Origin of the sequence: Wolbachia endosymbiont (group A) of Gymnosoma rotundatum, from assembly GCF_947250765.1 — a bacterium.
GTDB classification, from domain to species: Bacteria; Pseudomonadota; Alphaproteobacteria; order Rickettsiales; family Anaplasmataceae; genus Wolbachia; species Wolbachia pipientis.
The window spans coordinates 218,628-245,320 of record NZ_OX366347.1 but is presented as its reverse complement, the minus strand read 5'-3'; the positions used below and the strand labels follow the sequence as shown (position 1 = coordinate 245,320).

18 protein-coding genes, 2 tRNA genes and 8 pseudogenes are annotated in these 26,693 nt (G+C 34.6%); 8 read left to right on the top strand and 20 right to left on the bottom strand.

Features of this window, described 5'->3' with window-relative positions; genetic code table 11:
• Positions 1-90: 90 nt before the first annotated feature.
• The 7 genes and pseudogenes from OOK97_RS01215 to OOK97_RS01185 form a co-directional block, all read right to left on the bottom strand.
• Positions 91-2,898: a hypothetical protein gene (locus OOK97_RS01215; protein WP_264705430.1), complete on the bottom strand. Its 2,808-nt coding sequence runs from the start codon at positions 2,896-2,898 to the stop codon at positions 91-93.
• On the bottom strand, positions 2,879-5,233 hold the full coding sequence (locus OOK97_RS01210) for a VirB4 family type IV secretion/conjugal transfer ATPase (protein ID WP_006280308.1): 2,355 nt from the start codon (positions 5,231-5,233) through the stop codon (positions 2,879-2,881). Before OOK97_RS01210 ends, OOK97_RS01215 begins: the two co-directional genes overlap by 20 nt.
• Positions 5,234-5,277: 44 nt before the next feature.
• Complete coding sequence (locus OOK97_RS01205) at positions 5,278-5,652, bottom strand: hypothetical protein (protein WP_253303543.1); 375 nt, start codon at positions 5,650-5,652, stop codon at positions 5,278-5,280.
• Between the two features lie 70 nt (positions 5,653-5,722).
• A pseudogene (locus OOK97_RS07350) lies at positions 5,723-6,358 on the bottom strand (hypothetical protein); the annotation flags it as partial.
• 499 nt (positions 6,359-6,857) lie between these two features.
• The gene (locus OOK97_RS01195; RefSeq protein ID WP_259348561.1) at positions 6,858-7,250 is read right to left on the bottom strand and encodes a hypothetical protein; all 393 of its coding nucleotides are present in this window, start codon (positions 7,248-7,250) and stop codon (positions 6,858-6,860) included.
• A 123-nt stretch (positions 7,251-7,373) separates the two neighbouring features.
• On the bottom strand, positions 7,374-8,402 hold the full coding sequence (locus OOK97_RS01190; protein WP_077188405.1) for an NAD(P)H-dependent flavin oxidoreductase: 1,029 nt from the start codon (positions 8,400-8,402) through the stop codon (positions 7,374-7,376).
• 5 nt (positions 8,403-8,407) lie between these two features.
• A complete protein-coding gene (locus OOK97_RS01185; protein WP_065094760.1) occupies positions 8,408-8,929 on the bottom strand; it encodes a cytochrome b in 522 nt (173 codons plus the stop codon).
• A gap of 825 nt (positions 8,930-9,754) precedes the next feature.
• Between OOK97_RS01185 and OOK97_RS01180 the strand changes: the two genes are divergently transcribed.
• The 3 genes and pseudogenes from OOK97_RS01180 to OOK97_RS01160 all read left to right on the top strand — a co-directional run bounded on the left by OOK97_RS01180 (position 9,755) and on the right by OOK97_RS01160 (position 12,235).
• Positions 9,755-10,951 (top strand): phosphoglycerate kinase, encoded by a 1,197-nt coding sequence (locus OOK97_RS01180; RefSeq protein ID WP_264705429.1) that lies wholly within the window; start codon positions 9,755-9,757, stop codon positions 10,949-10,951.
• A 49-nt stretch (positions 10,952-11,000) separates the two neighbouring features.
• A pseudogene (locus OOK97_RS07555) lies at positions 11,001-11,787 on the top strand (EndoU domain-containing protein).
• 97 nt (positions 11,788-11,884) lie between these two features.
• Positions 11,885-12,235, top strand: a complete 351-nt coding sequence (locus OOK97_RS01160; RefSeq protein WP_151807638.1) for a diacylglycerol kinase — start codon at positions 11,885-11,887, stop codon at positions 12,233-12,235.
• Positions 12,236-12,246: 11 nt separating this feature from the next.
• On the opposite strand, the gene OOK97_RS01155 is transcribed toward OOK97_RS01160, so the two are convergent.
• The 3 genes from OOK97_RS01155 to OOK97_RS01145 all read right to left on the bottom strand — a co-directional run bounded on the left by OOK97_RS01155 (position 12,247) and on the right by OOK97_RS01145 (position 16,587).
• On the bottom strand, positions 12,247-13,191 hold the full coding sequence (locus tag OOK97_RS01155; RefSeq protein ID WP_264705689.1) for an RluA family pseudouridine synthase: 945 nt from the start codon (positions 13,189-13,191) through the stop codon (positions 12,247-12,249).
• Positions 13,182-14,879, bottom strand: coding sequence for a hypothetical protein (locus tag OOK97_RS01150; protein ID WP_264705425.1), 1,698 nt, complete (start codon positions 14,877-14,879; stop codon positions 13,182-13,184). Before OOK97_RS01150 ends, OOK97_RS01155 begins: the two co-directional genes overlap by 10 nt.
• A 61-nt stretch (positions 14,880-14,940) precedes the next feature.
• A complete protein-coding gene (locus tag OOK97_RS01145; RefSeq protein ID WP_264705424.1) occupies positions 14,941-16,587 on the bottom strand; it encodes a ComEC/Rec2 family competence protein in 1,647 nt (548 codons plus the stop codon).
• A gap of 135 nt (positions 16,588-16,722) precedes the next feature.
• On the opposite strand from OOK97_RS01145, the gene OOK97_RS01140 reads away from it, so the two are divergent.
• Positions 16,723-17,679: an IS5 family transposase gene (locus tag OOK97_RS01140; protein ID WP_253303449.1), complete on the top strand. Its 957-nt coding sequence runs from the start codon at positions 16,723-16,725 to the stop codon at positions 17,677-17,679.
• 45 nt (positions 17,680-17,724) lie between these two features.
• Here the strand turns inward: OOK97_RS01140 and OOK97_RS01135 are convergent.
• A pseudogene (locus tag OOK97_RS01135) lies at positions 17,725-18,201 on the bottom strand (ComEC/Rec2 family competence protein); the annotation flags it as partial.
• A 62-nt stretch (positions 18,202-18,263) separates the two neighbouring features.
• Between OOK97_RS01135 and OOK97_RS01130 the strand changes: the two are divergent.
• Positions 18,264-18,340 (top strand) — tRNA-Met (locus tag OOK97_RS01130).
• A 3-nt stretch (positions 18,341-18,343) separates the two neighbouring features.
• Here the strand turns inward: OOK97_RS01130 and pdxH are convergent.
• Positions 18,344-18,937 (bottom strand): pyridoxamine 5'-phosphate oxidase, encoded by a 594-nt coding sequence (gene pdxH / locus OOK97_RS01125; protein WP_022626142.1) that lies wholly within the window; start codon positions 18,935-18,937, stop codon positions 18,344-18,346.
• Positions 18,938-18,953: 16 nt separating this feature from the next.
• The gene (mutM, locus tag OOK97_RS01120; protein ID WP_010963068.1) at positions 18,954-19,769 is read right to left on the bottom strand and encodes a bifunctional DNA-formamidopyrimidine glycosylase/DNA-(apurinic or apyrimidinic site) lyase; all 816 of its coding nucleotides are present in this window, start codon (positions 19,767-19,769) and stop codon (positions 18,954-18,956) included.
• A gap of 247 nt (positions 19,770-20,016) precedes the next feature.
• Here mutM and OOK97_RS01115 point away from each other — a divergent pair.
• Positions 20,017-20,089: transfer RNA gene (locus OOK97_RS01115), tRNA-Thr, on the top strand.
• Between the two features lie 53 nt (positions 20,090-20,142).
• On the opposite strand, the gene OOK97_RS01110 is transcribed toward OOK97_RS01115, so the two are convergent.
• From OOK97_RS01110 to OOK97_RS01095, 4 genes are all read right to left on the bottom strand, one after another.
• A complete protein-coding gene (locus OOK97_RS01110) occupies positions 20,143-21,669 on the bottom strand; it encodes an acyl-CoA carboxylase subunit beta (protein WP_264705422.1) in 1,527 nt (508 codons plus the stop codon).
• Between the two features lie 107 nt (positions 21,670-21,776).
• Positions 21,777-22,079 carry a hypothetical protein gene (locus tag OOK97_RS01105; protein WP_231115838.1) on the bottom strand — a complete coding sequence of 101 codons (303 nt, stop codon included), beginning with the start codon at positions 22,077-22,079 and terminating at the stop codon, positions 21,777-21,779.
• A gap of 164 nt (positions 22,080-22,243) precedes the next feature.
• Positions 22,244-22,459 carry a hypothetical protein gene (locus tag OOK97_RS01100; RefSeq protein WP_233641024.1) on the bottom strand — a complete coding sequence of 72 codons (216 nt, stop codon included), beginning with the start codon at positions 22,457-22,459 and terminating at the stop codon, positions 22,244-22,246.
• Between the two features lie 32 nt (positions 22,460-22,491).
• Positions 22,492-22,626, bottom strand: coding sequence for a hypothetical protein (locus OOK97_RS01095; RefSeq protein WP_255324782.1), 135 nt, complete (start codon positions 22,624-22,626; stop codon positions 22,492-22,494).
• A gap of 154 nt (positions 22,627-22,780) precedes the next feature.
• Between OOK97_RS01095 and OOK97_RS01090 the strand changes: the two are divergent.
• Positions 22,781-23,046, top strand: a pseudogene (locus OOK97_RS01090) (IS4-like element ISWosp8 family transposase); the annotation flags it as partial.
• Between the two features lie 13 nt (positions 23,047-23,059).
• On the opposite strand, the pseudogene OOK97_RS01085 reads toward OOK97_RS01090, so the two are convergent.
• Both OOK97_RS01085 and OOK97_RS01080 read right to left on the bottom strand, forming a co-directional pair.
• Positions 23,060-23,881 (bottom strand): annotated as a pseudogene (locus OOK97_RS01085) (IS5 family transposase).
• Between the two features lie 72 nt (positions 23,882-23,953).
• Positions 23,954-24,361 (bottom strand): annotated as a pseudogene (locus OOK97_RS01080) (IS4 family transposase); the annotation flags it as partial.
• A 216-nt stretch (positions 24,362-24,577) separates the two neighbouring features.
• On the opposite strand from OOK97_RS01080, the pseudogene OOK97_RS01075 reads away from it, so the two are divergent.
• Positions 24,578-25,517: pseudogene (locus OOK97_RS01075) on the top strand (IS110 family RNA-guided transposase).
• A 193-nt stretch (positions 25,518-25,710) separates the two neighbouring features.
• Here OOK97_RS01075 and OOK97_RS01070 read toward each other — a convergent pair.
• Positions 25,711-26,693 (bottom strand): annotated as a pseudogene (locus OOK97_RS01070) (IS4 family transposase); the annotation flags it as partial.

Below are 26,693 nucleotides of genomic sequence, written 5' to 3'. Positions count from 1 at the left end.
TTGTTAAGATACAGCAATTACACCATTTACTACATGCTTTACTTTAATTAATTATTAAAACGAGAGCATAATTTTCAGAGTTATATCTTTTTACCTTAACAATTCTTTTTTGAGTTCCTCTTTAATTATCCCACTTATATTCACGTTAAGATCCCCTACCCAAAAATCAGTCATAGTTTCAAGATCGTATAGATCCTCTATTACTTTTTTAATAGCAGCATTTATTTCTTCTTCGTCAAATTCCTTTATAATAGGTCTAATCTTCACATACCCTGGAGAGCCTTTACCATAAATTCCTTTGCTTTTATTAATGCAGCCACCTGCACCAGATCTACTGCTTCTCAAACCACTTCCACACTCTACTGTTTCATACTTGATTTCACCATTTTCTATATATGCTATTTGATTGTCTTGTGTAGACTTCAGTTTATCTGCCTTTACAATTTTCTCCTCTAGCTTTAAATCTTGCTTATGAATTACTGTTTCCTCATAACCCTTACCACCGTATGTTCTATACTCACCTCCACCTGCAACAGTAATCAGTTGCTGGCAATGTTGCTTCTGCGAATTGCACATTTCTATGAAAACAGGTCCCCCGTCCTTATCTGAGAGGTTACTTTCCTGGTTACCCCCTCCCTCTGTGACTTGCACCTTAATTATAGGATAATTAGGATCGATTTTCAGTTTAGCTTTAATATAATCTCCTGGCATCCCTACTCTGCTTTCAGTAGAATGGCATTTTTGATTGTTACAGCCACTACCTTGTATATGACCTGCTTCACCACTTCCCCACGCTTCTATTTTAATACGATCAAATCTTATTGATAAGTCATCTGTATAAACATCTTTATTTTTATGATCATAGGATTTTTCATTATTTTTTTCAAGATCTGGTTTCTTATTTTTCAGATGTTCCTTGATTATCTCTTTTAATTTCTTTTTGAGACCTTCTAAATCGAACCTACACAATTTATCAGCGTAAAAAACCTCTGTTCTGTTTGCTTTAATCAGTTGATCTTTTAATTGTATACACTTTCGTACTTCATTTTTTTCATCTCTTAATACTTTACCATCCTTATCTTTACAATCCACTTCCTCATACCTTAAGTAGAATGGCTTATCATCTTCATTTTTATTCAAATATTGTTTTGAACGGCTACACTTTCCATCAAAGCAGATGCAACCATCATCACCTTGCTCACATCCTTCTTTATGCTCTACATCCGTCAATTTGTATACTACTTTCAGTCCTTCACCAGATTTTAATTTTTCGTCTATTTTGCTATCTTTCTTCACACAATAACTGCATTCTTCCTTCTTCTGCTCATTTTCATCAGGGAAGAAAACATACTCTTGCTTATTAAATATTATTTTATCCAACCTCTCTTGAGTTTCTTTCAAAGGGTAAACTATTTCCTTGCTTGGAAGATAATAGAACTGATTTGATTCCTTGGAGTAAACAGCATTGTATTTAGTATATCTTGTTCCCATTAATTTTAGTGGTATTATTTTATTTTCTCTTTCAAGAACAAACTCCTCTGGTTCTGGCTGCCATCCAGAAAGACAAAGCATTTTACTGTTAGAATTTCCTTTATACTTTACTTCTATTTCTGGTTGTCCTAAGTTGTTCAATTTGCACTTATTCCCCTGAAACTCTTTACATTCCGTTTCAATATCAGGAACATAGCCATATTCTTTCAGAACTTTAAATTGTTGCGGATTACTTTCTAATATACCTTCTATAATATTATCAATGTAACTTTTTGTGTTACTACTGTCAGTCGTTTTTGCTACTATTGCTGGTTTTACTACTTTTAAAGATAGAGGGCCGATGTTCTTAGTAGAATTAGTGATAACATTGAAAGTACAGACACCATTGCTGTAGACTCCATGTGCTCTATAAGTACAAGTGCTCTCGCTCATCTTCATTTTTATTTCTAGCGTGTTTTCATTTGCTACCTTCACTATCTCAGGCTCTGGAGCAGGTGGTGCCGGGAAACAGCGGACGAACTGTGGATTTTTTTTGTCTATACTTTGAGTTCTATGGTATTCAGCGCAGAGCTGGCCCTTTTTTCTATAGGTTTTGAAGTAATAGTGAGTATCCTTATCTGTAACAGTATATGAGTGATTTGGAATGTTCTCATTATTTGAAACAACGTGTGGAAAACCTAACTCTTTTCTTTCCTCCAGTCCGCTAATTATCACCCCAACTCTTGGATCGAAGTAATCATTATCTTCATTTGTTATAGGAACAATTCTAACTTGTGGAGGTGACATCGCAAGTTGTTCACAGAATGGAGGGGGGCTAGGTGCAAGTGGCACAGGAGCACATTTTACTGCCGTTTGGTAGCAGGTATCACAGACTTTTTCCATCTCCCCAGGACGGAAAATATTCTCACCCGAAAATACTCTAGAACCCCATGAAGAAATTCCTGACATACAAGCCCCTTTTTGACTGCAAGCACATATTTTAGGAGAGTTAGCGAATCTTCTTTTTTCCTCATCAGTAACACCGTCTGCCCATTCCCATTTAAGACCCTGAGCAATTTCTCCTCCAGCTTTTGTTTTATCTCCTTCCCAGTCGATAAAAGCTGCAGCAGAAACTCCAGCTCCTGTACCTTGCGTTCCATATATCTGGCGGCAGGATTCCCCACTTTGTAAGTCATAACAATAACTTTGTCCATCATAAGCACATACTCTAATTTTGGGATTAAAGTAACCATCAACTCCTTGATCTTTTATTGCTTGCACCTTAATTTCCTTTACCCAATCTCCACCAACTATTGCTTCCCACCAAGTATTACTTTTTACAAATGTTGGACAATCAGCATATCCTTGATACGAAAGACCAAGTATCAAAAAAAATATCAATAAGAAATTAAGCCTTACACTTCTCATAAAATACCGGTAACCACTCATTAACTTCTTCTCCTTTTTCTTTTATTGCCTCATACATATACTTTATAGTCTCTTTGTTAGCTGAAAGTACATGTATTTCTTGCATATCCTTCAAATCCAGATTTAAGGTTACTAATCCTTTGTACTGTTTTATCAAAAATAAACCTTCCTGTGTTGGCGTCTGCAGAATTATATTCAGCTCCTCTTTCGATAGAGAAAATGCCTTCATGTATAATCTATTTGCATTGACGTTCGGCATCAAGATTCTTGTATCAACATGTTTATCTAAATATTGAGTAAATTTGCTAGCAAATGCGAGATTTAAATTCTCAGTACTTAGGATTACTACAACATTTAGTTCCGTCATTCTTTGCATCCAGTTATCAAACTCTTTCTCTGTAGGAAAAATATTACTTATCTCCCATGCTTCATCCAAAACAAGTATTGCAGGCGAGCCATCACATTTTGCCTCAAAAGAATATAAAAAATAGTAAAGTATCACGGACATACATTCCTTTTGTTTTGTAAGGTTTGCGGTGTTGAGAGATATAATTTTTGTTTCCCAGTCAATATCTGATTCATCACCATCTTGAAATAAGTAAGCAAAGTCACCATCGTCACACCATCTACTTATCTTACCCCCAAGGAGCAAGAGCACCTCAGAAATTTGTGAAATAGAACGTGATTCCTTGGGTATAGCAAATATAGAATCCACAATTTTTCTTATCTTTTCTTCTACGTCCACCAAGCTCGTATCGGCTACCATTCTTCTGATCAGTTCAACCAACATATTGCGATTGGAAGCACTATCTTCAATGTTTAGTGGATTAAATTTTAGGCTTTTGTCCTTATATTTTGGATCGATTATGTAATATTTACCACTCACTGCTTTAGTAAAAATTATTGATTTTCCAGTGTTATCCAATATGACAATTCTTGGGTTAAACTTTCTTGATTCTGATAATAGAAAATTAATGAGTGAAGTTCTGCCTGAATTTGGAGCTCCGAGTATCGTAGTATGGCCATTATTTCTTTTTCCATGAAAATTAAAGAAGTAAGGATTTCCTTTTTTTGAAAAAAAAATCATTACCGCTTCTTTCCACCTTCTTCCTTTTAATGTACCTGACGTAAAATCGTGCAGCATAGCAAAGCTGCAAGCGTATTTTGTTAAGATATTTTTCGGTTGCGTAATAAAAGCAAAATTGCCTGGAAGTTGTGCCCAAAAATGACTTTCCATATGTAAATCAGTTCTAAACATCATGAAGCCAACTAATGACATTATAGAAGATAAATCACTAATACTTTCAGCTAACTTATTCCTATCATCTGCAAATATTGTAAAAATAATTTTCTGTTGGCAGAAGTCTATACTAGAGGTCTTTTCAAGCTCTATTATTTCTTCAATTCCTGAGCTTTTAAGTAAGGTATTATCCTCACTAATTTGCAGCATGTTGATTTGTTTTTTAAATTCTTTTATTGCTTTGTTATTACTAGTAAATATCATTATTTCTGTAATGATAAATTCAGATTCAAGCTGCAAGCATCTATCTATATTACCTAAAGAGATTTCCCGGTATTCTTTTATGCTGAAAATAGAGCCAAATTTCTGTTGATTTTCAAATATTGTTTGAAACGTATTGAAACCAAAAGCTATTTTAAAATTTCTAATATATTGCGACAGGTCCCTTTCATGTATTGGATAATCTTTGTGCGTTAATGTAACAATATAGTGGAGAAATTCTATCATTTCAGAATATATTTTACCTTCACTAAACCTTAGACTCAGTTTTTTAGCTCCAAAAGGTCCTAAATCATTTTGAATTACGTCAGTTATCTTTTGCAACTCCTGATGGCTTTCTTGTAAAGACAACTTATGCTTATTCTTTATTCTATTGAAAAAAAACGAATTATTAGTATGCTTGCCAAAATCGCTAAACAATATTACAATGTATAGTTCATTTATATACTGTAATTTACTATCAGTTAGTTTATTAAACCACGTTGAATGTAGGTTGTCAGAGAAGTCTTCAGTTTTATTCCATTTCAAGCTCAGTTTATTGCGCTTTCTAACGGTATGAATCCAAACGGTAAAATACAGGCTATTAATATTTTTTGATATGCTTTTTCTAATTTCAGTTCTGAGGTCGCTGTAGTTATCAACAGAAGAATAATCTTCTAACTTGATTATTTTTAACAATTCTCCCTGTTTTGTGAGTATGGTTTCTTCATCGTAATGACAAGCATAAGGAACAAAATCTAAATCAATGCTTTCTAGTAATGCTAAGTTGTTCTTTTTTTTAAGCTTAGAGTTAACTGTTGGTACTTTTAACTGCATATGCGTATTCAATAAAGATAATTAAAAAAGATAAAAATACTATCTTAATTTTTATCTTTTTTTTCGCTATCGGATTGTAATTTTATATCTTTTGTAAAGTTAAATTTTTCTTTTAAGTAGTCTGTTGCCTTTTCTGTACTACCGAACATCAGGACCAGTACACCAAACATTATCATAAAAAAGATTAGACCTCTGAACACTACTGCAAGTATCACTGCAGCTATACACAACCCTATGATTGTTGAAGGACTCATATTTTCTACAGTATCTTTAACTGAAAATGAAGAAATAAAATTTTTTACCGTTTCTTGTATACCCTTTAATTCATCACTCGCCGAACTTGCTTCGCTAGAATATGATGCAAAAATGAAACTTAATAAGGCTATAAAAACCAAAACTTTATTCAATTGAATGCGCATCAACTAAACACCTTTTAAACATTCCTCAAATATAACAACTTTTATATCAATAGGCAAGAACTGAATTCACTTATCCACTACAAGTAACACATATTGAATTTTTACCGCTGCGAACATGCTGTAAGCTCTTATCATCAACAAGAGGACTCACATTAATGGATGTTAATTTACTTGATAGGAAGTTTGAATGCAATTCAGCTACTGCTGCTATAGCAAGCACTGCAACCATAGCAAGTAGTCCTGCTCCTATCAATCCTGATGTCATTGCTCCTGCAACAATGCACCCTATTGTGGAGAGAGCACAACCTGCTACAAATGCAACGTGAAGATTTCTGTTATTGGGTTGTTTTTCAAGTGGAGTATCTTCACCCTTTTTCTTATTCAAAGGAAATTTCTGCACGATTGTAATGGTATTTTTTTTGTCCTCTTTTTCTTCGGGTTGTATTGGATCTTTTGTATGACTACCTGTTACTTGAGTAGTCTGACCACTTGGGTCCGTATTTTTTTCTCTCTGAATCCCAGTGTCAGCTACTTGGATGACACCTGGGCTGACTTCATTTTTAACTTGATCTTCAATCTTTTTATTATATTTAGAAGGAGATCTTCGTCCACTTGGCCCTTTGGACCTTGTTTTAGTTAGGTGTGCTAATTTTGTCTCTCCTTCATCCTCTGGTTGTAAGCCATTATCTCCTTCAACAGAGCTCAATGTTGAGTTTAAACTTTCCTCAGATGAAGTGCTTGTTACTAAAGTTAAACTGCTCCTTCTGCTACTTACTGGTGATTTCAAACTTTCTTTACTCGTTCTAGGTGAGTCTATTCCACTATCTGAGTCATTGCTACTACTGAGTTTAGAAGTTTGCTTCTCCTCTATTTCTTTCACAACCTTGCTATATTTTTCAAACACTTCCTCTGTAACATCTGAATTACTAAGTATTTTATTATCACCACTTTTTTTCTCAGCTACATTCAAGGGTGTTTCTTGTGTGTTGTTTTGCTCTTCAATATGTTTTAGCTGCATTTGATCTTCAATATTTTCTTCAACAGCATTTGGTATTGAGCTTACACTGCTGCTCCTGTTAGTATAGCTTTTTTTACAATAATCCGAACAGACCGTAATATGCTACTGGCCTGCTATAGCCATAAACACATATCTTATCGCATTCGGACTATTATAAGAAAGGCTATAATATCCAAAATTGTTTGTACTATTGCTGCCTTTTTTTTGAGTCTAGTTTTTTTGACTCTGTTATTTCTGCTTTCAACGCTGGAAGAAAGTGTTGGATATAATTATTATAATGTTCTCTTTTTTTCCCCACTGATTTTTCTAACTCAGCTAATGCTTCAGGACTAGTTCCTTGCTTGGATGACTCTAAGTGTTTTGCAATAGCCTGCTCATTTTGTCGTTCTCTCAGTATTTTTTCCAATTCAGCCAATGTTTTAGGACTAGCTCCCTGCTTGAACAACCTTTTGCATTCTTTGGAAGTCTCATCTTGATTTTCTTGATAATTTTCTGCTGTTACCTTTTTGTATATAGTGTTGCTCAATTGTTGGTTAATATCTCCTTCCTTACTCTTAGGTTTTTTAAAGGGACTGTGCATAACATTCCTCCATACATAATAAAATGTATAGATACCTTTTTAGCGTTAATTTTACATTAAAACTGGGCAATTATGCCATATTATAAATAATTGCGGCAACTTGCTTATTGGAAGGTCGCTTAACTATTTGCTTTCTGGGCTTTCTACTTCTACAGATTTGCTATTAATATGATTCTTTGCTTGTTGAACTAACATATCCACTACTTCTTTTACAGGCTTTTCCCTATCAACCATGCCAACACTTTGGCCGGCCATTAAAGATCCTGTTTCAACATCTCCTTCAATCACTGCCCTTCTTAAAGCTCCAGCCCAGAACTTTTCTATTTCAAGCTGCCCATCTTCTTTTGAGATCTGTCCCTTTTGGTATTCATCAATAACTTCTTTTTGACGCTTCATGAAGTCATCGCTTGCTTTGTTGGCTATAGCTCTTACAGGAATTACAGGAAAATCAGCACTTATCTGTACAGAAGGTATTGCATTACGTGCGGCCGATTTAATAAACACTTCCTTAAAATTTTTGTGGGCAATTGACTCATTAGTGCAGACAAATAATGTACCTATTTGACAGCCACTTGCTCCCATTTCCAGGTAATTAACTATCATTTCACCTCTTCCTATTCCACCTGCAACAAACACTGGTATTTGTTCATTTTTAAAATGAGGCAATATCTCTTGTGCAAGAACAGAAGTACTAACTGGACCTATATGCCCACCTGCTTCCATTCCTTCTATTATTAATGCATCTACTCCCATTTTTACTAACCTTTTCGCAAGGCTTAATGCTGGTGCAAAGCACATAACTTTAATGCCTGCACCCTTGATTTTTTCTATATTAGGCTTTGTTGGCAGTCCACCGGCAAGCACTATATGGCTCACTTTCGTTTCAATGCACACATCTATCAACTCACTCAACTTTGGGTGCATAGTAATTAGATTTACACCAAATGGCTTGTTAGTTAACTTCTGTGTCTCTATGATTTCTTTTTCCAGTAAGTCTGGGAACATTGCACCACATGCAATCACACCAAAACCACCAGCGTTTGAGATTGCTGAGACCAAGTTTCTCTCTGAAACCCAGCTCATAGCACCACCCATTATAGCAAACTCACTGCCAAGAAAATCTGTTCCTTTTTTCCAGAGGCTACTTAACATATAACCTATATCATACGTTTAAAAATGTTTTGTTTATCTATAAATGTGTGTTTTAAGGCGCCAAGTATATGTAAGATTATAAAGAGTACCATAAAATATGCAAGCATCGAATGTAGCTCATTAGCCGTGTTAGCTAGGTCTTTGTTTTGATTAATCAACAAAGGGATATGAAAAAAATATTTGATCTGTTTGCCAGAAGCAGAAGACATGACATAGCCAGATAGTGGCATTAGCACCATCAAAGAATATAAACCAAAGTGTACTGCTTTACTTATATTGATTACAAACCGAGAAAAATTTGCTGGAAGTGGTGGAACATAAGTAAAGACGCGAAAAAATATGCGTACTATGATTAATCCAAGAATAGTGATACCGCAAGCCTTATGAATAGCGTATATGTTGAACTTAATTTCATTGCTAAGTGGTAAGCTTTTCATATAAAGTCCAGAGCAAAGCATACCGATAATAAAAATAGCCATCAACCAATGGATAACTCTTAAACCTAGGCTATATTTATCGTCTTCCATTTTGATTACCCTAAAGTAGCATTTATATAATAGAAAAACTATTTTTCAATCAAAATCATTAAAGCAATTTAGATTTACCGACAATGTAGCTATACAAATTCGACCCAGCCGGAAGTCAAGGGCACCTAAATCAAGAAACGGATTAAACGAAAAACTTACTTGACAAACTCCGCCAGCCTCCTTATCATGAAACTGAAGCTATTTATTTATCTTCTCTGTACAGATTAAATGACAAAAAAACTCAACGTATCTGGCGTCTCATGTTTAATTTTTTGCACTATGTGCACTCTATGTCTTTATCAAATTTCTAGGTTTTTACCTATACAAGCTGAAATACGCTTATAAAGCATTTAAAACATCAAAAAACGCCAACTTAAAAAATGGATAGTGAATAATTAGCTACCCTAGGGTTTCTTTTGCCTTTTTTTCTGTTTAGTAAATTTCTTAAACATTTATGACTAAAGGTTAGTTGCATTAAAAAGCAGCTAAATCGCGGTTATTAAGCGTTTAGAATAAAAAAACGCCATACTTGAAAGTATAATGTAAGTGATTAGCCAACCACGGGGCTTCTTTTGCCTTTTTTTCTGTTTAGTCAATTTCTTAAATATTTATGGCTAAACGACAATCGTCATCCCTGTAAAGGTCAAGTATCCCGCTACGTGTTAGCGGCTAAGAGATACCCGGCGGTATGACGGTTCGTGATGGCATGACGATAAGGTTCCAGTGTCAAGCGTTTGGCATGCAAATTTCCTTAAACGTTCGTAAGCTTAAAACTTTACTTTAGATCAAACTGCTGTATAGTGACTTTATAGCTTCAATTTTGTAATGAATATACCTAGTATAGAAAATTGTGATCTTCACAATAAAACCGTCTTACTCAGAGTTGACTTCAATGTTCCTATAAAAGATGGAGAAATTCGTGACGTCACTCGTATTTTGAGAGCATTGCCTACTATTCAGTATTTAGTGAATGCGAGTGCAAAGATTATTATTATATCGCATTTCGGACGCCCAAAGGCCAGAGACAATAATCTGTCGCTAAAAAATGTAATTGACACTTTATCGCAGTTACTAAATAAAAAAGTGAAATTCATTGACGATTGCGTTGGTGAAAAAGTACAAAGAGCAGTAAGTGTTATGGATGCAGGAGATATAATATTACTAGAGAATCTAAGATTTTATAAAGAGGAAGAGCAAAGTGACTCAAATTTTGCCAAACAACTAGCATCTCTAGCGGATATATATGTAAATGATGCATTTTCTTGCTCTCACAGAGCTCACGCTTCTATTTCACGCATTACAGAATTTTTACCTTCTTATGCGGGATTTTGCTTGCAAGATGAGCTAAAGTATCTTGAAAAAGCTGTATCATTTAAAGCTAAACCTATTACTGCGATAGTTGGGGGAGCTAAAATATCAACTAAAATAAAAGTGCTTATGAAGCTAACAGAAAAGGTTGATTACCTAGTTCTAGGTGGTGCAATAGCCAATAATTTTTTGTCATTGAGCAAAGTAAATATAGGGAAATCTTTCTTTCAAAATGGTGTTGACGACCTTCTACATAATATTGTTGAAACAGCAAATAAAAACAATTGCAAAATAGTTGTGCCAGAAGACGTTCTGGTTGCAGTAAACTCTGATTACAGCACTAGTATTTCAAGAAGAACTGAGTCCATTTTGGACGGTGATATAATTTTGGATATCGGACCACAAACTTTGAGTACAATAAGCAGTATAATAGCAAGCAGTAAGACTCTGCTGTGGAATGGACCTATTGGTGTTTTTGAACATTCAGCTTTTGCAAGTGGTACAATAGGGGTAATGAAAATCGTAAGTGACTTAACGCACAAAGGAAAGTTAACCAGCATAATAGGGGGAGGCGATAGTCTATCTGCAATAAGCGCTGCAGGCCTTACCGATAAGGATTTTACATATGTTTCCACTGGTGGAGGAGCATTTTTAGATTGGTTAAGTGGCGATGAAATGCCGGGAGTTGCTGCTCTGCAAAAACGATTAGATTAAAACTTTTTTAAATTATTTCTTATAGGCTAGCTTTTTTGTGAACGTGATTATGTCGAAGACAGTTAAACTAATTTTGTGTTTAATAATACCAATAATAGGATTTATTTTTTATATTAAGGATCATTATTTTCACACCGGCTATGTAGAAGAAAATGTTGAAGTCAATTTTGAACCATTTTTCAGTTCACAACCAGCCACCGTTTCAGAATTAACTGACTTCGATAGAGGAGTGTTGAAAGTTTGTGGAGATTGGGGAGCACATCCAGATAAAGAAGATTTCAAAATTTTACTTAGTTGTCCGCAGCATCAAGAAGTAGTGAAAGGAATATATAAGTGATTACGCCAGATGCGGATTTGGAGTTACTTAAAGATGAACTGGCTAACATTTGGTTTACAAATAGTGAAAGTGAAAAAGAAACTATAGGGTTTGGACATATTTTTTGTGGTGAGCCAAACGATAAACTAGGTGGTATGCATTTTGTAGGTAGATATGTTGAAGCTCAAGAAGATAAATGGGCAGGTGCAATTTGGAATCCTATGCAATAAATCAGATATTAAGCCACCAGTTTATACATTTGGAATGAAATATTTAGGTAAGGATGGAGAAGTGAAAGTTAAATGCCCAAATGGATACGCATATAACCTTCATGCCGATAATTTCTGCAACTAAGGCGTTTAAGGAATTAGGAAAAGATGGAATGTGTCTATATGAAATGGAAGATGACGATTATCAATCAGTGTTTGTAAGAAAGAATGATGCTATACTCACGTTCTATCCTGACTTAACACCAAAATGTGATGATAAGAGTACTTATTGTAGTTGCGGTAAATCTTAATTTCAAAACCAATAGGGTGAACAAATGATAAAAATGCTATAGGGTGTAGCAAATCCAAATGAGTTAAAATTTTGATTAAAGGGTTTTGTGAATAATAATGAAGAAGGGCATTATTCGTCTAATAAAAGCAATTCAATACTCTTGTGAAGGAATAAAATCAGCTTTTATATCAGAAATTGCGTTCAGACAGGAGTTACTGCTTTTTATAGTATGTGTCTCAATTTTGTTTGTTTTGGATGTAAGTAATCTAGAACGTGCAGTAATGATAAGCAGTCTATTCCTGGTGTTAATTGTGGAAATTGTTAACACTGCTTTTGAAACGACAATTGAGCGTATTTCCAGTGAACAACACATACTTTCAAAAAAGGTGAAAGATCTAGGTAGTGCAGCAGTTTTTCTTTCATTAATTAACTTCCTGATAACATGGATGATAATATTGACAGGTTAATACGAATGTTATTAAGATATGTTGTCAAACTCACCAATTAAAGTTTTTATATCTTGCGGTAAATCAGAGACAAATTCCATGTATCCCTTACTTTTGGGGTGATATAAGCCCAGTGTATAAGCATGTAGTGCTTGTCTATTGAAATTACGAATGAAACTAGAGTTTTTAGCATATTTTGTGCTTTTACTACTATTTTTTCCATAAACTTGATCACCAACTATGGAATGTCCTATGTGGCTCATGTGGACTCGAATTTGGTGTGTTCTGCCTGTCTCTAAAGTGCATTTAACGAGGCTTACTTGTCCTATAACTTTTTGCACTAAATAGTGAGTGATTGCTAATTTGCCTGTGATTTTTGTTACACACATCATTTCTTTATTACCGCGTTTGGGAGCAATGTTAGTTTTTATCGTGCCTTGCTGAGAAGATAATGTTCCCCAAACTACTGCTAAGTATTCCCGCTTTATTTTGCGATTCGATAACAATTCAGACAAAAAACTATGGGCTGCTTCATTTTTTGCAATTACCATTAGCCCACTAGTATCTTTATCGAGTCTATGAACAATTCCTGGTCTTACATTAAGGTGAGCGATAACTGCGTTCAAAAGCGTATCATTGTTTGTCCCAGCACCTGGGTGCACTGTTAATCCACTTTGTTTACTCAGAACTATAATGTCCTCATCTTCATAGACGATATCAAGTTTTATGTCATAATTAGGCTCAATTGATGTGGATATGTCAGGTTGAACGAGATGTACTATATACTCTTCACCTGGTTTTACTATGTGATCATTATTAATTATCGGTATGCCAAGTAATTTCACCTGCCCATTTTGTATCAATCTTTGAGCTTTACTGCGTGATATGTTGCATTTTTCAGCTATATAGGTGTCTAACCTTAATTTCTCTTTATCATTATTAACACTTAAGGTTATTATTGAGTGATCTATAGTGATTTACCCCGCGCCATTTCCCATGCTGCTTGAACATTTGGGTCTGTAAACATTGTTGCACTAGACTCAATTTGCAGATCACCTTGTTTTTTAATATGGCAAATTGTTTGAGAGCCATCTTTCCAGTAGATTGTAACTTTATTATCAAAATCTCGTAATGTTGCCTCAACCTTTTTTTCTTTATTATCTTTTTCTTCCAGCTTAATAGATTCTAATAAATAATATAGAAAGTCACTTGGTTTGCCGTTGATTTTTTCTTTCCATTCATCTGTTTTTTCTTGTTCAGATTTTTTTTGCTCTAACTTTTCCTTCTTTTGCTGCAGCTTATTTTGTTCTGCTTCCAGCTCTAACTTTCTAACTGTGTCACGTAGTTCTTTGACTTTATTTTCTAATACTAATAATTTATTAGTATTATTTCCATTGTTAGCTTCTAAATCAGGCGTACTTGGTTGAGCTTGCTTCTTTTTTATTTCTTCTAATTCATTCCTTACTACGTTTAATTGCTCCTTCAATTCCGTTTTTTCCTCTTCTGTATCCTCTTTTAACTTTTTTAGCATGCTAAGGAACTCGTTATTATTAGACTGCGTAGTTGATTGAAGCCAGCCTACAAAGCGGCTTGGTTCAAATCGTTCAATCTTATCTTCAGCAATTTTAATAGCATTCTCTAACCTAGAAAAAGTACCTTCAATATCTAGTGAATGTGCTTTTTTTGTCAATTCTTTAGTGTTGTTTAAAACTTCTGAAATTTCTGCATGTAGCCAATCTAAATCTTTTTTGATGTCTTCTCTGATTTTTTTTAGGTGATCAAGCGTTTCTTTAATGTTAATATTTGCAGGCTTTAAAAGACTATTATCAAGTAAATCGCAAGCTTTTTTAAGGTTACTGTCAAATGAGTTGCAAAGCGGACTAAGTAGTTTTTTCATTAGAGATATTAGTTCATTTTCCCTTTTACCAAGCTTATTTTCTACTACTGATACAACCATGCCCTTTCCAGACCAGTATGGAAATAGAAGACCTAAAGAACTGTGTTTTCTAATAGTATGATTTTCATGATCCACGCTATTACTTATTAGATTGCTAAGTGTTGATATGATGCATAAAAGAATAGCGACTAATAAAGCTATTAATATTATTGGAGCATTAATGGATTGTGATATTGCTGAAACTACTATAATAGTACCAAATACATATGATCCAGTAAACAAGAGAATCCTATTTCTATTTTCTGCTTCTATATCTTCTAGTATTTCTCTCTGCGTCTTAGAATTTGGTAAAACTATTGAAAGCTTTTTCCTCTTACGATCTAAATTTGTTACAATTTCAATTTTTTCGGCTTCTTGAACAATCTGGCTGTACTGTTCATCAACTTGATAGTTTCCTACTTTTTTATCTATCTCATTCTCTTTTATTTTTTGTGTATTTATAAAGTTTATAACAGCAGTAAATAAGAGAACTGTAAGAGGAATAAAGGCAAGAGGTGCTGGCGTGAACGCAAACCCAGCAATACTTACTGTAACAGGCTGAATAGAAAAGGCAGTAAATGCTATAAGAGTAGCAATGGTACTTGCTATCGATATAGTACCAGAATACTTTCTTATAGAGCTCAAAATTCTACTGGGCTGGTCAGAAAGTTTTCTAAATCCTAAAAAATCAAAATAGTCTTTGAAAGGATCTTGAGTGTCTGTAACCATAACATTTTTCTAGTTTAAACTTATTTAGGTATACATTAACCAAACCTTAAAATCAAGTTTCTTAATTTTTCAACATGTGCCAAGGCCTATTGGAGCGCACTGTATTAATCTTTACGTAACGATTTGTTAACCAAACAGAATGTGTGCCATACGTTTCTAGATCAGCATGTTTAATAATTTTAGCGTTGCAAGCTGAATAGTCGAATTCACTTAATTGAATTGTTAAATCAACTTTATCACAATTTTCTGAAATATCTTCTTTTTTATAAGCTAGCAGCACTAATTTATTATTTCCTTTATTATATATGCAGCCATAATCGTTACACTTTAGCCTTTTATCTGAGTTATTGTATTTTTTATGATTCAAAATTTGGTTCTGCCCATTTTGCTTCGCCCATGTTTTGACAACAAAGTTCCTATTTTTCCTGGTGAGAGAATATAGTAAGTTATCACTTTCTTTTACAGCAACATTATCAGCATTTATTAGGATGTCGGGGGTTTTATATGCAGCGCTAAAGCAAATACCTAGTACAATAAAAAAAAATCCCAAAAAACGCCAATTTCTTTCCCACAAGCACAGCCACAATAACCCAAATGTTATTATAATAATTGATGAGGCAGGAAAAGTACGAATGGGAATAACCAAATACTGAAGACTAGCGATTGCATTTGTTATATACAAGATACTGTCAATTGGGCGCTCTATAAATGGCGCTATAATCCATTCAATACCTAAAGGAATCAATAAGACATAAATTATTCCAAGTGGAATAATAATTAATGTAACTATTGGTATAGCAACTAAATTTGTGATAATGCCACTAATTGAAAAATAATTAAAATTATATATCGTATACGGAACAGTTGCTAAACTTGCTATTACTGAGCTGATCATTATCGACACAAAATATTTCATTATTTTTATTTTGAATAATTTGTTGGCATTGATCTGATAACTGGCAACCAGTGCCAAAACAGCAGAAAATGACATCTGAAAGCCAGGCTTTAAAATTGCTTCTGGTTCTACTGAGAGTATCACTGAAGCAGCAAACGCAATTGCTATTAACCCTCGATATTTTCTCTCTATCATTATTGCAACGAGTACTAAAATCACCATGATGTAGGCACGCTGAGCAGAAATTTGCATACCGGTAATCAACAAATAAAACGTGGTTGGCAAGATAGTAAGGAATGCAGATATTTTCTTGGTGTTATACTTAAGAGTCAGAGTTTCAGATATTGCGAATAAATTACGAAACACTACAAAAAACAGACCAGCAACGAATGATAAATGCAAACCAGATATGGCAAACAAATGTGCTATACCTGAATCTCGTATCGCGTCCATAGTTTTTTGATCTATGCCATCTTTTTTACCGATCAGTAATGCAGAGATTATATCCGCATGTGGTTTTTTGATATTTTGCTGCAGGTTTTCATAAATGTATTGACGGAAAGATTCTATATACTCTAGAAATTGCCTTGCTTCAGCCTTTTTGTGTAGGGCTATTTTGCTTGTCGCAAAACCTGTTGCACTTATTTTTTGGTAATATGCTATTCTTGCAAAATCGTATGCATACTCCGAAGGCGCAATCTTTAGAGGGAAGAGTTTTGCTGATAATTTTACTTGATCGCCTATTTTAATGCCTTTTTCCACTTTGGTTCTAACTGATATTCTGATGTTATCTAGAGCTCTATCCGGTGTCATTCCAGCGCGTGACGCTGGAATCCATATCTTTTTTTTCTGGATCCCAGTAGGCTTTGTTGCATAGCAACTGAAAAAATCTGGTGGCTACTGACAAAATTCATTATAAAATAGCCATTTAACCTTGAAAGAAAAAATATGCCACAAAAAATGAGGGTCAGTAACCATAGCGAATATAACAAATTTCTAGAAAAAAGAGGAAATATTTTTCATTATATCAACGAAGCCATAGAAAAGTGGTACGAGAATGGTCCAAAAATACCAGGTGGCAACAATATTTATAGCGATAAAGTTGTAATTTTGGTGCACATAATAACTTGTTTATTTAGAATAGGCCTGAGGCAAACAGTTGGGTTTATAGCAGGATACCTTGAGCAAATTGGGAAAAATTTGCAAGTTATCAGCTATTCACAATCATCAAGAAGGTTTAAGAAACTCAATATTAAGATCAATGATTGCAGAATTGATAAAAATAATATGGAAGATATCGAAATTACTATAGACAGTACAGGAATTAGTATATACAACAACACTCCTGGTCATAGCAAAGAAAATAGCGAAGATAGAAAGTATCGCAGCTATGAACAGACAAGAAAATTGCATGTAATGTTGAATACAAACAGCAAAAAAGCCATAGCTGTAAAATACAGTAACGGTGTCTACTCTGATCACTATGGAGCTTGTGATTTGCTAAAAGAAGTCGATTTTCAGTATGTCATAAAAGTACTATATGCAGATAGGGCATATGACAGAGAAAAGCTCTATAAGCTGTGTAATCAATATGGTATAAAAACGAAAATTCCTCCGAAAAACAACGCAGCAGAGCATCCAAAATTGGATTATATGCTTGATAGAAATGCCGCTATTCAGTTAATGAAATTACATGGTGAGAATGGTATAAAAAGATGGAAAGAAGAAGTAAATTACGGAAAAAGATCGTATATTGAAGGATTTTTCTCAAGGTTGAAGCGAATATTTGGGTTTAGTTTTAGGAGCAAATCTGAGATTAATCGTGAGAAGGAACTGCTACTCAAGTGTTATTTGCTTAACAAATTTACTGAAATAGGCATGGCTAAGTTTGAGATAGCTTCATGAATTTATTGTACGTTACCTACTATCCGAAGAGCGATGCAACAAAGCCATCCCAGTATCAAGTACTGGGATGACAAAAGGGGGCGCTGGGATGACAGGAGAGGATTTTGAGATAGTAGGGGATTTTTCAACAGAAAGCAGAAATTGTTTATATGAGCCCCTGTCGTTAATATCCTTCACTGTGGCAACGATATCTTTTACATATCTCTCTTTATCAAGAATTTGAGTATCAACTAAAGCTGTTCTTAATTTACTAGCTGTAAATCCTATGAGCACTGCAATTAAAGCGATACACAATATCGCGTACCTTTTATACAATATTGCAATCAAAATTAGTGTGGGTAAAAGCAAAAGAAAAATAGATATGCAGCTTGGTTCAAAACTTAGGGAAAAATAGGTTAGAATTCCTACACACTGAAAAACAGGAAACCACAGTATCAAGTTATATTGTTCATTGCGCAGATTGTTACGTATATAACTAACTATTATGTCAAGAAAAGTTAATAAGTGTGTCGATATTTGCATGTGGTGAAATTTTATTTTTCTTTTTTCATTATTTGTATATATAATAACTAAATAAGCAACGACGCGGGATGGAGCAGCTCGGTAGCTCGTCAGGCTCATAACCTGAAGGTCGTAGGTTCAAATCCTACTCCCGCAACCATTTTTAAGGATATAGTTGTTCCACTTTCCAATCGCTTCCCTCAACAAGAGTGTATCTAAATCTAATATGCTTCCTATATTCACCTTCTTGCCAAAATTCAATTACTTTTGGGATTACGCAAAATCCCACCCAAAAATCAGGACGAGAAACTTGTGTATTGTGAAATTCTTTTTCCTTCAATTTTATAGCTTGCTCAAAATCTTGCCAATCTTTCAGAATGCTCGATTGTTTTGAGCACCATGCGCTAATTTGACTACCCAGCGCTCGAGAAGAGAAGTATTTGTCAGTTCTTTCATCGTTTAGAAGTTTAACCTCTCCTTCAATTCTTACCTGCCTAGCAAATTCTATCCAATGAAACACTAATGCAGCTTTGGGGTTCTCAGTCAATTCTTTCCCTTTTTTACTGTTTACGTTAGTGAAAAACACAAAACCTTCTTTGCTATATTCCTTTAGTAATACCACTCTTGCAGATGGAATACAGTCTTTGCTACAAGTTGCTAGCGTCATTGCAGTTGGTTGTTCACACGGAGAATTAAGTACTGCTTTGTACCACTTTGAAAACAAATCAAATGGATCTTTTTCAAGTGAAAATATCATATCAAAAAATAAAATCTTAATTCTGGCACGCGTTGCAAAAATAAGTGCTACGGCCATTTTGTCGTATAAGTGTTATGATATTATTGCAAATCTTGCAAGGTTTTTGAACTTTACCATATACGTAAAAGTTATTTTGAAAGTATCCAGCAGATCCAGATGGCTGTGCATAATCTTTCAGTGTTGAACCACCTGCAGCAATTGCATCACTCAGAGTATTTTTTATTTCAGCAGCAAGTTTTTCGCACTCTCTATAGGTCAAGTTTTTTGCTGACCTGAGTGGTGATATACGGGCTCTAAACAAGCTCTCAGAAGCATATATGTTGCCTACGCCAACTATTGATTTATTGTCCATTAACGCTGATTTGATATTCACTTTTTTGTTTTTCAGCAACTCCTGTAAATAGTCTCCACTGAATTCATCCGTGAGGGGCTCTATTCCAAAATCGCTAAAAAAATCCGTTTCTTGTTCTTTATTTAAAACGATAACTAATCCAAATCTTCTTGGGTCATTAAAAATTATTGAAGTATTGTCAGAAAATAAAAATACCACGTGATCATGCTTATTCCGCATTTGATCGTGGTCAGCATATATAAGCTTTCCGCTCATGCCAAGATGTATGATTACAGCCACACTACCATCTGTATTCCAGATGGTATACTTACCTCTACGCTTGATGTTGCGTATGACTTTGCCCTTTAGCATATCATCAATATTTTTTGTTATTGGGGCACGTAAATTCCAATTATTCACTATAACATTACTGATTTGCTTGTTTTTAATTTTATCAAGCAAAAAATTAGAGATTACTTCCACTTCCGGTAGTTCTGGCATGATACCTCCTTCAAAACTTAAGTTTCTGATGGTAATTTTGTCGTTCTCAAATACATTCGAGTATTCTGCGGTGCTTTCTCCTAAAAATTCCTCACCACAAACGAGTTTTGAAAGGGTTCTCTGTCTACTCTGTTGCTGCTTTTTTCTTTTCAAAATATTTTGCTTTAAAGCTTTTGCCAATCTTTTTCTCTCTTCTTCTTTTTCCTTATTCTTTTTTGTGTTATTCATTATCATAATATATAAACTTGCCGTTGTAGCTCAGGTGGTAGAGTACGTCATTGGTAATGACGAGGTCCCAAGTTCGAATCTTGGTAACGGCACACTGATTATACTTATAATATTGCATAACTTGTAAGCAAGGCTTAAAAGAAAGTTAAAGAGGTAAGTTGTCATGCTTTTTCCATATCCTTTCTACCTTCTTGTTTTTGAGTAGCTCTAATGCTTTACAAAAGTGATACCTTGTTTTACTTGGCACTATAATGTCATCAATGTATCCATATGATGCAGCAAAAAATGGGTTAGCAAATTTTTCTTTATATTCTTTAATTAACGTTTGCTGATCTTTTTCGTGTCGAAATATAATCTCAACTGCACTTTCAGGGCCCATCACAGCTATTTCAGCAGTTGGCCAGGCATAATTTATATCACCTTTTAGATGTTTCGAATTCATAACAATGTATGCACCACCATACGCTTTTCTAGTGATAAGGCTAATTTTCGGCACGGTCGCTTCAGCGTAAGCGTAAAGCAGTTTCGCTCCGTGTTGTATTATATTATTGTATTCTTGATTTGTACCCGGCAAAAATCCTGGAACATCAATAAGTGTGATGATCGGAATGTTAAATGCGTCACAAAACCTTACAAACCTCGCAGCTTTTCTTGAAGAATCAATATCCAAACATCCTGCAAGGTGCATAGGTTGATTTGCAACAATACCGACAGTATTTCCTCCAATTCTACCAAAACCAGTTATGATATTACGAGCAAAATCAGGTTTCAGTTCAAAGAAATTCCTTTCATCACAAACTTTTTCAATGAGTTCATACATATCATAAGGAGTATTAGGATTGGTAGGAATTAGAGTGTTTAAGGATTCATCAATGTCGTCAACATCATTACAGATTGGTGCAGATTTTGGTGATTCTTGATTATTTGCTGGTAAGAAAGTAAAGAATTCACGCATTTTTAGCAGCATTTCAACATCATTATTGAATGCAAAATCCGCTACTCCTGTTTTGCTTGTATGAATTTTTGCTCCACCGAGGTCTTCGAAACTTACATCTTCGTAGGTAACCTTTTTTACTACATCTGGCCCGGTTATAAACATATATGAACTGTTTTTCACCATGAAAGTAAAGTCAGTTAATGCTGGGGAATAAACTGCACCTCCTGCACATGGGCCCATAATTAAAGAAATTTGTGGTATAACACCCGATGCATTTACGTTTCTTTGAAAAATTTCTCCATAACCAGCAAGAGAATTTACTCCTTCCTGAATTCTGGCTCCACCAGAATCATTTAGTCCGATAATTGGAACTCTGGCATTAATTGCCATATCCATAATTTTGCATATTTTTTTTGCATGTGACGCACCAAGTGAACCACCAAAGACAGTAAAATCCTGAGAATAAACAAAAACTTTTCTGCCATAAATAGTACCATGACCAATCACTACCCCATCAGCTAAAAAATTAGCATTTTGCATGCCAAAATCATTTGCATGATGTTTTACGAATTTATCGTATTCTGCAAAAGAACTTTCATCGAGCAATATACTGAGCCTTTCTCTAGCAGTTAATTTCCCTTTTTCATGTTGTTTGGTAATCCTATCAGAACCGCCTCCTTTTTCAGCTTCTAGTGCTTTGGTTTTTAGATTTTCTAGTATTTTAAAGTCTTGCATACAATAAAGTAGTTTTCAAATTAGTTGTAGACTTTATTAAGTTTACAAACCCTACTAACTATACACATACACTATTGCTATATGCAACAATGTATGTATGATAATTGTTAATGCTCTGGTGATTCATGGTCACTACTTTGAAAATGTTGCGATGTGTCAACACTTTTCATATTAGAAAGAGGTGGACTAACTGCACTGCTTTTCGTTTGTGCAAAACTTTTAGCAGCTTCAACAACCTTGCTTATACGAGGTTCTTTTTCTAGCTCTTTTAGGTACTTTGAGAAGATTTCACAACTTTTGTCATCCATATGTACCATTATTTTACCAAAACTTTCAGCTTTTTCAGAAGATAAAATCATTTCGATCTTTTCATCGCCTACCCTAAAGGTCATTTTTACTTTGCCTTGCATATCATGATATTGCCAGCTTTTTATTCAGATTAGATTATCTCCTTCTCCTATTCGCAATGCACCATATTCTAAGTCCTTAAATTCCGGGGAGTTCATAAATTTTGCAGGAGTGATCACACTTTTTTCTGGACACTGTACATAATAAAATTTATTATCTCTTTCTACTACAATTCCTTTTTTTTGTCATTTTCAATACTATCACTTACAATTTGTTTTAGACGTGACAAATATTCGCCGCGTTCTTTCAGTATATCTTCTGGCAATAATCTCCGAACTTCTTGGCTCACATCAGTGCCTGTTGAAACTAGATTAAACATTTCTAACATAAGAGGCCGTAGTTTTTCTTTTCCAGTCTCAGTAACATTTTTATCTTGCTCCATGAGGTGGTATAAGATCAGTATCGAATAATCTATTATTGATGACTTTTTTCTCCTTGGAATACATCAACACTAAACATGACCTTGTGCTTTTTTGCATCGTCTATAGATTTTTGAAGTCTCTTTGCTATGTTTTCGATAGCTTCATCATTAGGTAAGTGTTCAGGCAATGGCGTCAACTTAAGGAAAAATATCAGCGATAGTGTATAAAATTTCTCTCCAAATTTTTTATCATTAAATTATCCAAAGAGTGCAAGGGACAGCACTTTTGTTTCTGTTTTATTTCAACAAAGAAGTCTAAAATGTGTCCTTTTTAGGTGAAATATGCAAAAAGGAAAAAACCTTATTCTACAAATTAAAAATATAATATACTCGAAAACTTTTCAGAAAATCCATTGTGTTGAGTTTTACACGAACAAGAAAACTTCCTTTTTCGACAGTATTTTCTATGATTTTAAAGTTAGTTAAAAAAAGTTTGGGAATAGAATGTGAACTTATGGAGCCATTGACATGTACCCTCAAAGCAAGCTTTTTCTAAAGCAAGGTATAAGATTTGCCATACAGGCTTTCAAGAATTTAAGAGGTTGTCCACAAACCAGTAAATCAAGCATATTCCCTACTTAACATAACTTTACTCATAGCCAGATATATGAAACTTTCAGTAGATGTTGTAAGTAAATCGTACTCCTTTGATAGCCTTCTATTTCTATTGATCCAAGCAAAAGTCCTCTCTACCACCCACCTTCTCGGCTGTACTGAAAATCCAGGTCCCGTTGTGGCAATAGTTCTAGTGGTGTATCTTTATGCACCCAAAACCTACATGGAGGCCTTTTGACAATTTCAATATCTATCCCATATTCTCTCTTTACGTAATCCTTTAAATCTTTTCCTTGGTATCCCATATCAGCCCACATTTTCTTAATATTGCTGTATTTTTCCTTCATATTGTCCAATGCCATCTTCACCCCATCTCTGTCATTTTCGCTTGCAGCTCCTACATAGCAACCAAGCACAAATCCTTGAGTATCTGTGATTATATGTCTTTTTCTCCCCTTTACCTTTTTCGCACCATCATAACCTTTGACCCCCCTTTTTCCGTGGTTTTTACCGATTGACTGTCCACTATGCATGCGCTCGGCTTCCCATTTTTGACCTACTATATTTAGTGATATCATAGTTCATTTTCTCAAAAATTCCCTGCTTTTTCCATCTTCTAAACTGTTCATGCACAGCCTTCCACGGCGGAAAATCGTGTGGTAAATAGCGCCATTGACATCCTGTGCGCAGTATATAAAGAATTGCATTTACTATCTCACACTTACTGTATTTTGGTGGCCTTCCTCCTTTCTTGTACGATACTCTGAAGTGTTTTTCTATTCTTGCCCATTCCCTTTTACTTAAATCTGTTGGATATTTTTTCCTCATCTCTTACCTCAATATTCTTTCTTTATATACTACGTATTCCTTGGTTTGTGGACAACCTCTCAAATCTTACTATTACCCACAAATATGAGGTTCGTGAGCAAGTCGCCATCCTTCTGCTAAATCAAAGAGACGTTTATATCCTTTCCAAAGAGTAATTGGTCCTGGTTTTGGGTCGCTTTTTCTTGCTAAATGACCTCCAAGTTCACGAAACGGCTTCTTTTATAGTAGGGGCTATATTTGGACATGGTTTCCTGTGTATTTTAACATATAAAACTTTCCATTCTTCCTCAGCTAATAAGGCAGTACATGGTAATGTTGGGTTAGTTCTTGCAATTGATGTAATAAAGAAAATTCTCCAAGCAATAATGCTCATGACTGTTAAATACCTCATTAATCTTTCTGCTATTCCAAGCCTACATTCTTCAACTTTGAGACCGGATTTAAAATTTTATGTAATATCTCTATTTTCCATCTAAGGCAATTGTAAGTTAAAAACGTGATATAAAAGAGATAAGAGAGAAAGATAACCCTGCTCACTAGGAATAGCGGGCGTGCGCGACCGAAAGGAAATTGGTATTACAACCGTTGGTATCAAGGTACGCTAGCCCTATCTCTCGATACGTTTGAATAGTTGCTTGGGACATATATATGCACCCGTTTACAATCTTAAATTAACTAAAACTATCGAGGTTTATTATGGTTACATCTTATCAAAATTTTATTGGCATTGACATCGGAAAATTTAAAAATGTCGTTGCAATTCACAAACAGAAGAATGCTGTCGAATTTGATAATAATGCTTCTGGTTGGCAACAATTATTTCAAGAGTTTTCAGATATTCTACCTAATGCTTTAGTGACTTTAGAAAATACAGGGAAATATGAGCTTGGCTTATCACATTTTCTTACCGACAAAAATATTGCCGTGCATCGAGCTAATACTCGTAAAGTAAAAAGCTTTATTTTATCTCACGGAACTTTAGCAAAGTCTAGATGCAAGAGCTCTTGCTCAATATGGATTTGAACGCCATAGAACTATCTCTCTATTTGTACCTACCTCTACAGAACAATCAACTTTGGCTGCACTTTGTCAACGTCGTGATGATATTACGCAAATGAGAACTCAAGAAAAATGCAGACTTGAAGCACCGGAAAATGATCATATAAAAGAAAGCTGTCAAAAGACCATTGAGTTTTTCGATAGTCAAATAAACGAACTCAATGATACTATACAAAAGATTATTGATGAAAGCCGCGAATTACAACAACGCCAAAAAATTCTTAAAACAGTTCCTGGAATAGGTAAAAAGTTATCACAAGATTTTTTGTGTTTAATGCCAGAGCTTGGTTACTTAAATAGAAAAGAAGTAGCAAGTCTTGCCGGAGTTGCACCGCATCCAAAAGAAAGTGGTAAAGCTGTTGGTTACCGAAGGATTACAGGTGGTAGAAGTAACGTTCGTTCAAAGCTCTTTACAGCCGCTATGGCTGCTACAAGGTCAAAATCTATACTTGGCGCCTTTTATTCTAAGCTTGTTGAAAGTGGTAAGAAGAAGATGGTGGCTATAACAGCCCTAATGCGTAAAATTATAGTAATTGCTAATACAAGACTTAAAGAAGCAATTAATTTGCATACTTAAAAATCTTCACAACGGTAACTGAAATTGGCTAATGAATATGTGCGTCCACACAGACTTAAAGCACATATTCATTAGCTTAAGCAGAAATTGCTGTGGTAGCTGTTTGATATAAAATTCTATTTCTATGACAAACGGGTTTTTATTGCCCATATAATTTGCAAAATTACACAAATAAAAAAATTTTTAAAAAACATAGTTGATACCAACTAATTTTTTCAACAGCTTCATCGAAAGTATTAACTGAAAGATTCGTTAATAGCATCCATTCTAGCGGTTTTTTTTAAGGGAAGGGGAGTTTTCTCAACAACATAAACTGCATAAAGTGGTAATTTAGGTAGTTCTTCCGTCTTATGCCTAATATTATTCTTAGATGGATTCATCATAAACTTTCCAAATCTAACTTCCAAACGTGCTGTTCTTTTTGGCTTATTATCTTTTACAGGAACTTCAACTTCTACCGTACCTGCACAATGAGAGGATTTAATAAATGCCCATAACTTCTGCTCACCTTTTTCAGGATATCGAGATTTTCTATTTACTGCTCTATCTCTGCATGCTCTAACTAGCACTGCCGAATTAAGACTATGTGCAAGCTCAAAAAAGTCATATATATCTGCTTCTCTATCGCATACAGTTATAGTCTCAGTTTGAGTTGGATCAATAATATTATTTGTTTTTCTTAAAGTTTCCAACCACTTTACGCTTTCTTTATCTTCAATGCGATCGCTCTTTTTTTTAAGGTTCTCAGTTTCTTCAGGTCTTAAATAAACTTTTTGATCTAGTATCCCTAGTACCAAACCTTCTATACTAACGGCAAGAGCTGTATGCATTATAATACCTTTTGCAGTATCATAACTGGACAAATTTGCTAATCCGCTTGTTTTTTTATGGTTATTATATACAATGTAACTGGTATCTTGAATGACAAGAACCCTCTTGTGAGCTTTTGTTCTCTCAACTGTTTTATCAATGTGTGAAGCTAGAATATCGACTTCTTTTACGTTCTCATTTTAAAAAAAACGATATGCTGCTTTTGCTTCTGACCAACTTTCACATGCTTGATTAATCTAACTTTCAGGTAATTTTGTCAAACATATCAGCAATCTTTACTAATCGCTCAGTTAACCTTTTATCTCCAAATTCATTTTTAGCCCATTCATTACTCTCGTTTGCCAT

What these genes read in the sequence shown, in the direction of transcription:
- OOK97_RS01215 (WP_264705430.1), bottom strand. Translation starts at nt 2,898, where the DNA reads ATGAGAAGTGTAAGGCTTAATTTCTTATTGATATTTTTTTTGATACTT.
- OOK97_RS01210 (WP_006280308.1), bottom strand. Translation starts at nt 5,233, where the DNA reads ATGCAGTTAAAAGTACCAACAGTTAACTCTAAGCTTAAAAAAAAGAAC.
- OOK97_RS01205 (WP_253303543.1), bottom strand. Translation starts at nt 5,652, where the DNA reads ATGCGCATTCAATTGAATAAAGTTTTGGTTTTTATAGCCTTATTAAGT.
- OOK97_RS01195 (WP_259348561.1), bottom strand. Translation starts at nt 7,250, where the DNA reads ATGCACAGTCCCTTTAAAAAACCTAAGAGTAAGGAAGGAGATATTAAC.
- OOK97_RS01190 (WP_077188405.1), bottom strand. Translation starts at nt 8,402, where the DNA reads ATGTTAAGTAGCCTCTGGAAAAAAGGAACAGATTTTCTTGGCAGTGAG.
- OOK97_RS01185 (WP_065094760.1), bottom strand. Translation starts at nt 8,929, where the DNA reads ATGGAAGACGATAAATATAGCCTAGGTTTAAGAGTTATCCATTGGTTG.
- OOK97_RS01180 (WP_264705429.1), top strand. Translation starts at nt 9,755, where the DNA reads ATGAATATACCTAGTATAGAAAATTGTGATCTTCACAATAAAACCGTC.
- OOK97_RS01160 (WP_151807638.1), top strand. Translation starts at nt 11,885, where the DNA reads ATGAAGAAGGGCATTATTCGTCTAATAAAAGCAATTCAATACTCTTGT.
- OOK97_RS01150 (WP_264705425.1), bottom strand. Translation starts at nt 14,879, where the DNA reads ATGGTTACAGACACTCAAGATCCTTTCAAAGACTATTTTGATTTTTTA.
- OOK97_RS01145 (WP_264705424.1), bottom strand. Translation starts at nt 16,587, where the DNA reads ATGACACCGGATAGAGCTCTAGATAACATCAGAATATCAGTTAGAACC.
- OOK97_RS01140 (WP_253303449.1), top strand. Translation starts at nt 16,723, where the DNA reads ATGCCACAAAAAATGAGGGTCAGTAACCATAGCGAATATAACAAATTT.
- pdxH (WP_022626142.1), bottom strand. Translation starts at nt 18,937, where the DNA reads ATGATATTTTCACTTGAAAAAGATCCATTTGATTTGTTTTCAAAGTGG.
- mutM (WP_010963068.1), bottom strand. Translation starts at nt 19,769, where the DNA reads ATGCCAGAACTACCGGAAGTGGAAGTAATCTCTAATTTTTTGCTTGAT.
- OOK97_RS01110 (WP_264705422.1), bottom strand. Translation starts at nt 21,669, where the DNA reads ATGCAAGACTTTAAAATACTAGAAAATCTAAAAACCAAAGCACTAGAA.
- OOK97_RS01105 (WP_231115838.1), bottom strand. Translation starts at nt 22,079, where the DNA reads ATGCAAGGCAAAGTAAAAATGACCTTTAGGGTAGGCGATGAAAAGATC.
- OOK97_RS01100 (WP_233641024.1), bottom strand. Translation starts at nt 22,459, where the DNA reads ATGGAGCAAGATAAAAATGTTACTGAGACTGGAAAAGAAAAACTACGG.